The following is a 12,571-nucleotide window of genomic DNA, read 5'->3' on the forward strand; positions in this document are numbered from 1 at the left end:
GCTAGCCATTTATTTACTTCGTTAATGCCGCTTATATAACCGCCCTTTATCAGAATAACGACACCTAAATTAGACAATATTTTTTATTGCATACTCATTTTTTTGAAGGCAAAATCCATCTCTATTATGCTACAGTGCAAACGCTGTATTCGCTTTATAGCTACGCACTACAATAAGCAGCTAAAAATAGCGCTTACGACCGCCAATAATACTGAACAACCTTATAGGAAAATTTATGAAAAAATTACTTACTTCAACCATGATGCTGGCCACATTTGCGCTAGCTGGCTGTGCCACAACCGATGTCAATTCTAATGCCGGTACGGCAATTGGCACGGCAAACGAGATTGGTATGAATGTCTTTAAAGCCGCCATTGATAATCAATGCCGTAGCCAAATTGAAAAACAAAACGCGTGGCGCATTGCGAGTGTGGCGATGACTGACGCCCAAGAAGAAGAAGTAAAAGGGAGAGTTTGTGGCTGCGTCAGTGAGCAAGCACCGCAGCAAGTGACTATCGTCGAGCTTGGCAATGCTGCAATAGATGCCAGCTATCGCACACAGCTGGTCGCTAGAGTGGTGGCAAAATCGCTGCAAAGTTGCTACAGCAGCATCGTCAAATAAGCAACTGATAAAGTCACCGATTAAGAGCGTTTTTTAACGAAATAGGCTGGGTTAGCGATTGCTTAACCCAGCCTATTCATATAGATTATTTAGTATCATTAAGGATAAATGGAATTTATCTGTAATCTATATCAAGGATGACTCATGAAAAGACGTGCATTTATAAAACTGGGTGGTCAGGTAACAGTAGCCGGAACGGTACTGACGCAGCTGAGCGCTTGTTCGTCAGATGACGATAACGTCAAGCCGCCAAATCAGCTTGATGATTTAGACGACTTAGGCTATCAAGGGGCAGCGCCTTTCGTGCATGGTATTGCCAGTGGCGACCCGCTACATGATCGCGTGATACTGTGGACACGGATTACCAACGACGGTAGTATTGAGGCCTCTAGTATCCCTGTTGCTTATACGATTGCAACAGACCCAGCGCTTAAAAACATCGTCGCTCAAGGGCGAGCAAAAGCCAGCGCCGCATCTGATTTTACCGTAAAAGTTGACCCTAAAAACCTCAAACCCAATACCACTTATTACTATGGCTTTGAAGCACTGGGTTATCTCTCTCCTATCGGTCGTACACGTACCATACCGCACCCAGACCTGCCAGCGAGCGAAGTTGATCGCGTGCGCTTGGCAGTGGTTTCCTGCTCGAACTATGGCTTTGGTTACTTTAACGGCTATGCCAATATCGCCAAGCAAGTCGACATATCTGCCGTTATACATTTAGGTGATTATATCTATGAGTATCCAGAAGGCTTTTATCGCGATAACGATTTAAAAGAAGAACGCACGCTGTTTCCTAAAAACGAAATCATTAGTTTAGACGATTATCGGCGCCGCTATGCTTGCTACCGTACCGATATTGATTTACAAGAATGTCATCGCCAGCATCCCTTTATAGCTGTTTGGGATGATCATGAGATAGCAGATAACTCATGGAAGGGTGGCGCGCGCTTCCACACCGATAGCAAAGGCAGTTATTTAGAACGTAAAATGTCCGCCGTACGTGCCTATCATGAGTGGATGCCCATTCGCGACGACAGTAGTAACGAGCTGGACAGCCAATTACGCATCTATAGACGTTTCGAGTTTGGCAAATTGTTTGATTTAAATATGCTAGATACGCGCATATTTGGCCGTGAAAAACTTGATGCGGCTGCCAGTAATGAGCCTGAACGTCAACTGCTAGGGCTTGAGCAAGAAAACTGGCTATATTTAAAGATGCTAGAGAGCAAACGCCGGCAAGCAACGTGGCAAATCCTTGGACAGCAAGTCATTTTAGCGCCCTTTAAAGGCTCATCTGCGACCAATTCTGGCGATATTTGGAATGGCTATGCCAGCGCGCGGACGCGTTTATTAGACTTTATCGAAGAAAATGCCATCGATAATACGGTGGTCTTAACCGGTGACTATCATGCCTCATTTGCGTTTGATGTTTGTCAAAATCCTTTTGATGCCAATAGCTACAATCCAGCGACTGGTAAAGGCTCCATTGCGGTCGAATTTGTCTGCCCTGCCCTGACCTCTTTAGCCTTTCCAGAAAGTGGCGCAGGAGTAGAAGAAAATCCACATCAAAAATTCAATAACCAAACCGACCATGGCTATATGTTATTGGACATCAATGAGCAGGCTTTGCAATGCGAGTGGTATTATACCGAGACGTTAAAAAAGCGTGATGACCGCTGTCGTTATGCCAAAGGGCTGATAACCCAAGCAAGTAGCAATCATTTAGTTGAAGGTGGTCAATCGCGCCCTATTACTAAAACGGCTGCTTTAGCCAGTAAAGACACCTCTATAGCGATGAAAAAATCAGCCTCGCTAAGCGCTGGTTAAAGTATAGGCGAGAGCAATCTGCTATTTAAAATAATAATGGCTCATAGTAATGGCGTGTACTAAAAAAACACCTAATAAAGAAAATTCCCAATAAAAAGGGCGCGTTATATGCATATAACGCGCCCTCTTTAAAAAACCTAACTGAATATATTTTACTTACCATTTATAAAGCCATAATTCTAAATAGCCGTTAAACAGCCACTAAGAATCCGTTAAATTAAAAAGAGCTATCCTCTTTAATAATGGTTGACGTTGGCAGTTGCGGCGTCTTTATAGGCAACACTCTATGATGAAAGTATTTGGATTTTCCGTCTAGGACTTTATTCACCGCTTTAACCAAATCACGAATAATATCATCGTATATCCCATGACTTAACTCCTTTTCAAACGGCGTATAAGGGTGTTTACGCGCCGCTGAACTGACTTCCGTCACCCCTTGCTTAGTATAAAAAACATCAACGCGACCATCACTATTCAACACACAGTTTAATTTACCACCTTCGAGTGCCATCTCTATGCGCTCAGGCATAAATATATAATCATCTACATCAATAAGCTTTTTTTCTACCTCGCGCTTTAACAACGCTTTTATATCGAACATTTCTATATCCCTAGCATTTACAAAATTATAATTATGATGAAGTATCCATTAGCAGACCTATTTTTTTAACTTTCACTAACCTTTAGTTATTGGTTAATTGGCTAATAGGTCATGCTTTGTTTACTTAGACTATAAGAGGTAGTGCTATTTTTTAAGACCGGATATGTAAAGCTGCGTTTGCTGTTGGTAAAAAATGCTGCTCATTTTAGCGAGGGGATATAAAATTCATTAGAGAAAAACAAAATTAGAAAAATAAAAAAGGAAAGCTGCAGTCTAAGCCGCTTTCCTTTTTGGTGAATTAAATCATACGATTTAGCTTACTCAGACCCAGCCTTGCTTCCGAAACAATTGCAACGTGTCAATAACAACCGTCATCTCTTCGGGTGTCCCAAGGGTAATACGGTTGAAACCTGGAATAGAAGGAAACTCACGACCGACCGCGATGCCATGCTCTTTCATTCTATCTATGTATGTTTGCACATCACCCTTGACTTCATAAAAAATAAAATTGGTCTGCGAGGGCAAATAACGCAGTCCTAGCTCATCGAGTGCCGTCTCCATCATTTGCCTTGCTTGATTGGTGGTTTGCAAACTGTGCGCCAAAAACGCCTCATCTTCGAGCGTTGCGATTACAGCAACCGCACCTGACACATTGATATTATCCGTAGACATTAAAGACCCAATCTCTGCAATAATCTGCGGATGTCCAATCGCGTAGCCGACGCGCAAACCTGCAAGGCCAAATAACTTTGAGAAGGTACGAACGACAATTAGGTTATCTGATAGCCCTTGCTTTATCCATTCAACACCACTCTCAAAACTTGGGTTTGTGACATACCCGAAGTAGGCTTCATCCAATAAGAAATAGTGGTTTTTTGGTGCATTTTTTATCCAAGCTTTGAGCGTATCTGTCGCGGTAATGATGGCTGTTGGATTATTAGGATTGCACAGATAAAACAGGCTAATACCGTCAAATTCAGCGGCAGCTTTTTGTAGGTTGTCAAAATCTAAATCATAGTTATCGTGAGTTAATGGTACTTTGACCACTGGCACGCCTAGAGAATGTGCATACAACTCTGCGCAGCCAAAGGTTGGGTCTGGGATGACTAGCTGAAACCTTTTATCTGTTTTCAAGGCTTTGTCATACAGCATTTGCACGACAGCCCTGATACTCTCGATTGAACCATTGCCCAATAAGACCTGCTTTTCAGGTACGCCGTTGATTTCGGCTACTTTGCTCAGCAGTTGAGCGCGCGGCTTATCGGGATAACGAGCAGCACCACCTAAAGCATTGAGGATGGCTTCTTTGGCAGAGTCTGACATGCCTAAGGAGTTTTCATTGAAGTCTAATCTGAGTAATTCATTGGTTTTAATTTCATTGGTTTTATTATGGGTACTGGTATGCATGGTAGATAGTCCGCCTAAGTCGTCCGTGAGTAATAAAGCGCATGCAGCTGCTTAATATCATATTAAGTGGCATTTGGTATAATTACAAGTTATCTAACGGCAAATTATTAGTTATCAATTTTAATGGGTAAAAGCCTTCTTGGTTTAAGTGTTAAATACAAAAAAGGTGAGCTGCAACCTATGCAACTCACCTTCTCTACGTTTACATTCAGTCGGAATGAACCTATTAGATTAAATGCGCTTTTAACTCCAAAACTTTATCACGCGTTTTTGCCGCTTCTTCAAATTTCAAATCCCGTGACATTTGCTGCATCTGCTTCTCAAGGCGTTTAATTTCTTTGGCGAGCAAATCAGGGCTGCGTAAAATACTGATATCGACATCAGGTAGATTGCTCTTGATAGGAATCACCTGATTGTCATTGGCATTCTGATCTTCGCCCGTATCGATTTTATCGGTGATACTACGGCGTGCGCCTTTTGGCGTAATGTTATGCTCAAGGTTAAAGGCGACTTGTTTTTCGCGGCGACGGTCGGTTTCTTCAATCGCCCGCTCCATACTCGGTGTGATGCGATCAGCGTAGAGAATAGCCTTGCCATTAATATGACGCGCCGCACGACCGATAGTCTGAATCAGCGCACGCTCAGAACGTAAAAAGCCTTCCTTATCCGCATCAAATATCGCCACTAACGACACCTCTGGCATATCAAGCCCTTCACGCAAGAGGTTAATACCAACCAACACATCATGGACACCAGTACGCAGCTCATGAATAATCTGCATACGCTCAACCGTATCAATATCCGAGTGCAAATACGCGACTTTGACATCGTACTCTTTTAGATAACTGGTCAAATCCTCTGACATACGCTTGGTCAAAGTGGTAATCAATACGCGCTCGTCTTTTTCACGGCGTTTGGTAATCTCTGATAGCACATCATCGACTTGGGTCAGTACCGGACGAATCTCAATCTCAGGGTCAATCAAACCGGTTGGACGCACGACTTGCTCAACCACTTGCTCGCTATGCTCAAGCTCATATTGTGCCGGCGTGGCGCTGACATAAATGGTTTTGGGCTTAATACGTTCCCACTCTTCAAACTTCATCGGGCGGTTATTCATCGCGCTTGGCAGGCGAAAGCCATAATTGACAAGATTTTCTTTACGCGACCTATCACCTTTATACATCGCACCGATTTGCGACACCGTCACATGCGACTCATCGAGGAATAACAGTGCATCTTCTGGAATATAATCAAACAACGTCGGCGGCGCCTCCCCCGATGGACGACCAGAGAGATGCTGCGAGTAGTTTTCGATACCATTACAGTAGCCAAGCTGCTGAATCATCTCAAGATCATATTGGGTACGCTCTTTCAGACGCTGCGCTTCAACCAATTTATTATTTTCACGGAAATACTCAAGACGCGGCTCAAGCTCGGCGCGAATCGTATGGCTGGCCGCTTCCAATTTATTACGCGGGGTCACATAATGCGATTTTGGATAAATGGTAATACGCGGCACGCTACGCACAGTTTTGCCCGTTAAAGGGTCAAACCAAGTGATTTTCTCCACTTCATCATCAAATAAATGCACACGTACCGCCAGCTGCTCAGACTCAGCAGGATAGATATCCAACAGCTCACCGCGCAAGCGATATGTACCACGCCCAAAGTCCAGCTCGTTGCGCGTATATTGCATTTCAACCAAGCGCTTAATCGTAGCAGTACGATCGATTTTATCGCCCACCACCACATGCAGCAGCATTTTTAGATAACTTTCCGGGTCACCCAAACCATAAATACAGGATACCGAAGCGACGATAATCGCATCACGGCGCTCAAGTAGCGCACGCGTGGCTGACAGACGCATTTGGTCAATATGGTCGTTAATGGCGCTGTCTTTTTCGATAAAGGTATCACTAGCGGCGACATAGGCTTCTGGCTGATAATAGTCATAATAGCTGACAAAATACTCGACCGCATTGTTCGGAAAGAACGCTTTAAACTCACCATAAAGCTGAGCGGCAAGGGTTTTATTGTGCGCCATAATAATCGTTGGACGTTGGCATTCCGAGATGACCTTTGCCATGGTATACGTCTTACCAGAACCCGTCACACCGAGTAATAGCTGCTCATCCATGCCAGAATTAATACCCTTGACTAACTTTTCAATCGCTTGCGGCTGATCGCCTGCTGGCTCAAATTCGGTGACCATCTCAAAGGCGCGGCTCGATATTTGCGTCCCAGACGCATTGACACCACTAATTTCAGCTTCGCCTTGGAGCTGAGTGGCCAATTGGTTTAACTGACGCGACGAGCGCGGTTCAGGCATTCGCATAATGGTTTTCTTCCTGATTTTTATAAAAGCTTATAAGAGCTTAGGTTTATAACAATATGGGGTCTAAACTACAGTTTTTAAAGGATAATATCTGGGTTTATCCTTTAACGTTCATGCTATCTAAAAGCCAAAGTGAAGAGTCAAGTCAGCCCAGTGTAAATAAGCAAATAACGTCCAAGACAGAAGCATTAGGCTGAGTATTTCTAGAATACTGCCTGCACTATAAGTATGCTTTATTTATAAAAAACGCACAGAGCGACGGCTAAATTTACAAAGCTTTTCACGATTAACAAACTCATTACACGACCACTCAATAAAGCCTAACGCGCAAGGGTTCTATAGCGAATTTAAGCTGTTATCATCGGTAGTGAATTAAGTAAGTAGCAGCATATAAGCAGCAACACGATTAGTAAATATTAAATTGGCTAATCAGCATTTAATGAATAGCCATTTAGTAAAATATTAATAACAATTTATTCATTAACGGCTTATTCACTAACGATATAAATTTAGTAAAATAATACAATGGAGAAAAACATGAGAGAACGTTACGCAAGTGGTATCGATGACAAAACAGCTAAAAAAATGGTCGATTTATTGAATGCCAACTTGGCAAATTTGATTGACCTAAGCATGGACAGCAAACAGTGCCATTGGAACTTGCAAGGTACAGGCTTTATTGGGGTGCATCAGCTATTAGATGACACTTATGAGCGCCTAACAGAAGCTTATGATACGGTTGCTGAACGCATTGTTATCCTTGGTGGTAAAGCCAATGGTATCTCTAAGCGTGTCGTTGAGGACTCTATTTTAGAGACTTACCCGACTGATATTACAGCAGTGGATGAGCATGTGCGCGAGCTTACCAACCGCTATAAAACCATTGCCGCTTCATTGCGCGAAGGGATTGATGTTGCTAGCGATGCGGGCGATGAGGATACCGCCGACTTATTGACTGAAGTTAGCCGTATTGTCGATAAAGATGCTTGGTTTATCGGTGCCAATGCGCCAAAGAAATAAGCATTTTATAGAAAAATGAAATATTATAATAAGTTATAGAAATAGAAAGGTCACTTTAATAGTGACCTTTTTTATGTGGGCTAGTTTTATACAGTCATTTGATATAAAAGCGTTACGCTTAACTCAGATTTGAAAATAACCGGTTTAAAAAATACCTTTAATAATCTGCTTCATTTGCGGCAACAGCTCGCCTAGTTGTGCTTCGGTTTCACTGGTATCTTCAGGCAATGATTGCTGTAAAAAGGCAGCGGTAATTTGTGGTTGCTTGGCAAGGATACTTTGACCCATTTCAGTGTCGTAAAATTTAATTTGGGCATCGACTTCCGCTTGCGTATAGTAAGTCTTCGCTGCGCTGATATAAGCTTGGGTCAAGGTTTGCGCGTCTGTCGCATCGCCTATTCCATTACTCATAATCTTCGCATATTGACCTAAAACACTTCGGATTTGCTCTTGTAGCTGACGTTGACGCTTGTTTAATGACTTATCATTTATCTGCTGGCTGCCCTTTTTAGCCTGATTTTGCGTTTGCATATTGATGGCATCGATAGCTGCCTGTTGGCCGTTGACGATAGATTCGATTTGCTCGTCAATATGCATCACTTGCATCAGCTTAATGATAGATACATCGGTCGGTGCTTGTTTATTATTATGCTGATTGGCAATCTTATTGACGTCCTTATTAACTGTATTGGGCTCGCTATGGATAATCAATTCTGCATTGGCATTTACGATTGGAGCTGACATCAGCGTTACCACAACCAAGCTAAGTAACGGATTTATAATGGTAGTACGCTGGCGTGATTTTTTTATCGTAGCGTTATTAAAACGTTTCATATTAGGTTCTCATTATTATAGTTTTCGGTATTATATTTTTTAAATATTATGGCTATCAGTTTTCAATTATTAATATTCAGTAGCAAATGAACGCTTTAAACAGTATCAGCTATTTGGTAAGCGTAAAATCTCAGCATTAGGCACTGACAACGTTATAATAGCTTCTTGAAATAGCGGCTTGGCACGGAACTGATTTTCAATATCTTCAAATTTTTGTGCGATTTGCTGCTCTTTTTGGTTACCGGCGATGTCTACTGCGGCGACCATAAATATTTTTTTGGGTCCAACCCATTCTAAGTGTAAATAAGAGACACTATCGATATCAGGATGATTTAATAGCTCAGTTAATATGTAGTCATGCATTGTTTCTGAGACTTTATAGCCAACCAAAAAGTCGCGATTACGATTGATTAAAAAGATGGCGACCATACCCAATAAGATACCAACCACAATCGACCCAAGCGCATCCCAAAACGGCTGTCCCGTATAAGCATGCATACCCATCGCCGCTGCCGCGACCACCAAGCCAATAACCGCGGCTAAATCTTCAAAGAATACACCGCGCAACGTTGGGTTTGAGGTATCAACAACATAACCAAGGGCGCTGACATTGATGGCCTTGCCATGCTTTTTACTTTGCAAATAAGCTTGCGTCAGCGAGAATCCTTCTAGCACAAAAGCCACTGCTAAGATAATAAAGCCGATGGTATAGTTGGTTTCGGTTTCGGGCGCGTTCCATTCGGTAATACCGGTATAAATGGAGACAATAGAACCTGCCATAAAAACGCCAAAGGCAGCAATCATCGACCACACATACGCCTCTTTACCATAGCCTAATGGATGACTCCTATCGGCAGGCTTAACCGCTTTTTTCTCGGCCACAATCAGCAACGTGCCATTGCCTGCATCTGCCCACGAATGCGCCGACTCCGCTATCATAGAAGCTGAACCGGTCATAAATGCCGCAACCGTTTTAGCAATCGCAATAATCAGATTTGCCCCAACCGCAATCAGCACAGTGAGTAATGAGGAAGATTTTTTGTCATCCTCTTTTTTATCAGCATTGGTTGCAGAATAGGAGGAAGTGCTTGTAGTATCAAAGGGCACGCTATCAACGCCGCGCGCACGACCAGTTTGCGGTATTGATTGCTCTGTAGAATGGGATTCTGATGACTTTGTAGGTTTTGAACTCATGTGAGTCTCGGTCAATGGTCTATTTAATGGGTTAAAGCAGTCAAATAACACAGTCGAACCATAAGTATGAATGGTTTTAACTGTTTATTTACCTGCCTTGTTTACCATTAAATTTAACCAAAAACCTAGCCTTGGTCAGTAAGGTTTTCGTGAGACTTTGTTTAAGTCTTGATGGTCTTAATAGCTTTAAGGGTTTGGGAGTTTCCCATTTTACGAGGACCCTACTCGATATAGCGATGCTAAGAAAACTCGCCTATCATACATTTTCGATGACATGGTTTGTCCGTCATGTGATTAGAGTTTAGCTCTTACTATCTGAATTATCACCAATCATCTTATTAATATCGCAGCTAGGACGATGCGAGACTTCCATACGCAAGTTTTTACGCGCTAAGCCGGCATCAAAACGACATTGCTGCATCTCATTTTTAATCTCAAGCGCAGGGACTGGCGTTGGCTTACCGTTATCATCAATCGCCACCATGGTAAAATAGCAGCTATTGGTATGGCGAATTGTACGGGCGCGCACGTCTTCTGCTTCCACACGGATACCCACTTCCATGGAAGTTCTACCGACATAGTTGACACTTGCCGCAAAGGTAACCAGCTCACCGACGTAAATAGGCTCACGAAACATCACTTGATCGACCGATAGCGTCACAACGTAACTACCACTATAGCGACTCGCGCAAGCATAAGCGACTTGATCGAGCATCTTGAGCAAATCACCACCATGCACATTGCCTATAAAGTTTGCCATATCAGGCGTCATCAGTACTGACATATACAATTCATGGTTTAAAGGGGCGCTTTTGGCAGTGGAGCTGGTATTGTATTGCGACATAATATTCCTTACCGTTATCAGAGACCTATCTATTTTGAATGTCCGTTATACAGTAGCCTCTGATAAATCGCAAATAAATGCCTATTAGAAGATATTATTTATGAAAAGGTAATGATTCAGCACAGTATTGGCCTGTTATTTTATTTATAGGCATATAACTTTTATGGATATCTCAATTGCTAACTTTTGGCTAAAACCCTTGTAAAAGGGCTTATCTAGCAAGTAAAAGAACAATATTTGCTAAATATGCAAAAAAAGCTTGACGTATTTTTTATCTTTGCTAGAATACGCCCCACTTAGCAAGAACTCGTTAGAGACTTTCTAAGCTCGCAGTAAGCCATTAAACACTTACCGCTTATTCTCCAATAGCTCAGTTGGTAGAGCAACGGACTGTTAATCCGTGTGTCCCTGGTTCGAGCCCAGGTTGGAGAGCCATATTTTAGTAGTAAATTTTTTGAGTCATCTTTGATTCGATTATGGCATTTGCCAAGACCCTCATCACTTTGATGGGGGTTTTTTTATGGCTGTTTTTCCATTTTATAAATATCTAAAGCATAAAATCGTTAATCTAGTATCCATTTCTCTTAGTTCTGCAGAGCTTATAACCTCAGCTACATTCTTAAATATATGCAATGCACGCAAATAGATTTTGCCCCACTCCACTCGACCTTTATTAACCATCAAAACATAAATTAAAAGCATTTATACCCAGACTATTGTACGATAACCTTAAACGAGCAAATAATTTGACCCTGTAACGCTTGGCGATTAGAGTGTTCGTCCCCATTATTTATTTTTATAATAAAATATTTATACCTATATATACTGTCTGTATGTTAACCCTTCACCATTCAAGGACTGGATTTTTATGAGTCACACTGAACAAATTACTTCTTCTGATAACACTCATTATTTACACCATACTTTTTTTGAGCCAAGCGATACTAGCACGGCGATTACTGCTACCTTGCTGATTGTGCATGGGATGGCGGAGCACAGTGGACGCTATGCAGAGTTTGCGCAGTTTTTAGCGGATAATGGTATTGCGGTTGCCACTTATGATCAGCTTGGTCATGGACAGACGGTTAAATCAGCCGATGATTTGGGTTTTTTTGCTGAAGAGCATCCGGTACAGTCATTGTTAAAAGACGTTATTATCATGGCAGACAGCCTAAAGGCGCGCCATCCTAACGTACCGCATTTTGTCATGGGTCACTCGATGGGCTCGTTTATTGTGCGTAACGTCCTCAAGCATCATGCACAGAACTTTACTGGTGCAATTCTAATGGGCACGGCTGACGCCAATCCATTGACCAAAGTGCTGTTGCCGATTAATAGAATCTTAGCGAAAGCCGCTCCTAGAAAGCCAAATACTGTCTTTGCCAACGTGATGAATAAAGTGCTCAATAGTAAGCTTGATAATCGTATTTCTACTTCGGAATTTGCGTGGCTAAATGAAGATCCTGCGGCTATCGAAGCGTACGAAGCCGATCCATTGACGGGTTTTGACTTTACCAACAATGGCTTTTTGACCTTGTTCACCTTAATGGACGCTGGTCTCAATAAAAACTGGGCGACCACGATTGCCAAAGGCTTTCCTATATTATTGGTCAGTGGTGAGAACGATCCTATTGGCGATATGGGCAAAGGCATTCGCAAAATTGCCAGCCGTTTAGAAAAACAGAACTTTAGTGATGTCGAGCTACAGCTTTACCCGCATATGCGCCATGAGCCACTTCATGAGCAGAATAAAACATTGGTTTATCAAGACATCTTAGAATGGATAATTAGCCATACTCCTAATTAATAACTGCATTAAGCATCAATAACAGCACTGCTACTGGCGCTTAAGTTATTTGCTAAAAGCCGCCAAATTAGCGA

Annotated in this window: 10 protein-coding genes and 1 tRNA gene; 5 read left to right on the plus strand and 6 right to left on the minus strand. The window is 42.3% G+C overall.

The window, feature by feature from the left end; translation table 11 throughout:
* Positions 1-235: 235 nt before the first annotated feature.
* Both QJS82_RS07875 and QJS82_RS07880 read left to right on the plus strand, forming a co-directional pair.
* Positions 236-622, plus strand: coding sequence for a hypothetical protein (locus QJS82_RS07875; RefSeq protein WP_201618793.1), 387 nt, complete (start codon positions 236-238; stop codon positions 620-622).
* A 144-nt stretch (positions 623-766) separates the two neighbouring features.
* Positions 767-2,452 (plus strand): alkaline phosphatase D family protein, encoded by a 1,686-nt coding sequence (locus QJS82_RS07880; RefSeq protein WP_201618794.1) that lies wholly within the window; start codon positions 767-769, stop codon positions 2,450-2,452.
* 217 nt (positions 2,453-2,669) lie between these two features.
* Here QJS82_RS07880 and QJS82_RS07885 read toward each other — a convergent pair whose 3' ends face one another.
* The 3 genes from QJS82_RS07885 to uvrB all read right to left on the minus strand — a co-directional run bounded on the left by QJS82_RS07885 (position 2,670) and on the right by uvrB (position 6,798).
* Positions 2,670-3,053: a hypothetical protein gene (locus QJS82_RS07885; protein ID WP_201618795.1), complete on the minus strand. Its 384-nt coding sequence runs from the start codon at positions 3,051-3,053 to the stop codon at positions 2,670-2,672.
* Between the two features lie 321 nt (positions 3,054-3,374).
* Complete coding sequence (locus tag QJS82_RS07890) at positions 3,375-4,460, minus strand: pyridoxal phosphate-dependent aminotransferase (RefSeq protein ID WP_227670367.1); 1,086 nt, start codon at positions 4,458-4,460, stop codon at positions 3,375-3,377.
* 226 nt (positions 4,461-4,686) lie between these two features.
* On the minus strand, positions 4,687-6,798 hold the full coding sequence (uvrB, locus tag QJS82_RS07895) for an excinuclease ABC subunit UvrB (RefSeq protein ID WP_201562790.1): 2,112 nt from the start codon (positions 6,796-6,798) through the stop codon (positions 4,687-4,689).
* A gap of 537 nt (positions 6,799-7,335) precedes the next feature.
* On the opposite strand from uvrB, the gene dps reads away from it, so the two are divergent.
* Entirely contained in the window at positions 7,336-7,818 is a 483-nt protein-coding gene (gene dps / locus QJS82_RS07900; RefSeq protein WP_193031191.1) for a DNA starvation/stationary phase protection protein Dps, read from the plus strand.
* Positions 7,819-7,962: 144 nt separating this feature from the next.
* Here the strand turns inward: dps and QJS82_RS07905 are convergent, their stop codons facing one another.
* The 3 genes from QJS82_RS07905 to QJS82_RS07915 all read right to left on the minus strand — a co-directional run bounded on the left by QJS82_RS07905 (position 7,963) and on the right by QJS82_RS07915 (position 10,690).
* On the minus strand, positions 7,963-8,652 hold the full coding sequence (locus QJS82_RS07905; RefSeq protein WP_227670368.1) for a DUF2059 domain-containing protein: 690 nt from the start codon (positions 8,650-8,652) through the stop codon (positions 7,963-7,965).
* Positions 8,653-8,757: 105 nt separating this feature from the next.
* On the minus strand, positions 8,758-9,846 hold the full coding sequence (locus tag QJS82_RS07910; protein WP_201618796.1) for a cation diffusion facilitator family transporter: 1,089 nt from the start codon (positions 9,844-9,846) through the stop codon (positions 8,758-8,760).
* A 301-nt stretch (positions 9,847-10,147) separates the two neighbouring features.
* Positions 10,148-10,690 (minus strand): acyl-CoA thioesterase, encoded by a 543-nt coding sequence (locus tag QJS82_RS07915; RefSeq protein WP_201562794.1) that lies wholly within the window; start codon positions 10,688-10,690, stop codon positions 10,148-10,150.
* A gap of 359 nt (positions 10,691-11,049) precedes the next feature.
* On the opposite strand from QJS82_RS07915, the gene QJS82_RS07920 reads away from it, so the two are divergent.
* Both QJS82_RS07920 and QJS82_RS07925 read left to right on the plus strand, forming a co-directional pair.
* A tRNA-Asn gene (locus tag QJS82_RS07920) sits at positions 11,050-11,125 on the plus strand.
* A 433-nt stretch (positions 11,126-11,558) separates the two neighbouring features.
* Positions 11,559-12,497 (plus strand): alpha/beta hydrolase, encoded by a 939-nt coding sequence (locus QJS82_RS07925; protein WP_201618797.1) that lies wholly within the window; start codon positions 11,559-11,561, stop codon positions 12,495-12,497.
* Positions 12,498-12,571 lie beyond the last annotated feature (74 nt).

This window comes from Psychrobacter maritimus (assembly GCF_029953575.1).
In the GTDB taxonomy this organism is placed as follows: Bacteria; Pseudomonadota; Gammaproteobacteria; order Pseudomonadales; family Moraxellaceae; genus Psychrobacter; species Psychrobacter maritimus.

Excerpts from the sequence above, each read along its gene's own strand:
- QJS82_RS07875 (WP_201618793.1), top strand. The coding sequence starts at position 236 with ATGAAAAAATTACTTACTTCAACCATGATGCTGGCCACATTTGCGCTA.
- QJS82_RS07880 (WP_201618794.1), top strand. The coding sequence starts at position 767 with ATGAAAAGACGTGCATTTATAAAACTGGGTGGTCAGGTAACAGTAGCC.
- QJS82_RS07885 (WP_201618795.1), bottom strand. The coding sequence starts at position 3,053 with ATGTTCGATATAAAAGCGTTGTTAAAGCGCGAGGTAGAAAAAAAGCTT.
- QJS82_RS07890 (WP_227670367.1), bottom strand. The coding sequence starts at position 4,460 with ATGCATACCAGTACCCATAATAAAACCAATGAAATTAAAACCAATGAA.
- uvrB (WP_201562790.1), bottom strand. The coding sequence starts at position 6,798 with ATGCGAATGCCTGAACCGCGCTCGTCGCGTCAGTTAAACCAATTGGCC.
- dps (WP_193031191.1), top strand. The coding sequence starts at position 7,336 with ATGAGAGAACGTTACGCAAGTGGTATCGATGACAAAACAGCTAAAAAA.
- QJS82_RS07905 (WP_227670368.1), bottom strand. The coding sequence starts at position 8,652 with ATGAAACGTTTTAATAACGCTACGATAAAAAAATCACGCCAGCGTACT.
- QJS82_RS07910 (WP_201618796.1), bottom strand. The coding sequence starts at position 9,846 with ATGAGTTCAAAACCTACAAAGTCATCAGAATCCCATTCTACAGAGCAA.
- QJS82_RS07915 (WP_201562794.1), bottom strand. The coding sequence starts at position 10,690 with ATGTCGCAATACAATACCAGCTCCACTGCCAAAAGCGCCCCTTTAAAC.
- QJS82_RS07925 (WP_201618797.1), top strand. The coding sequence starts at position 11,559 with ATGAGTCACACTGAACAAATTACTTCTTCTGATAACACTCATTATTTA.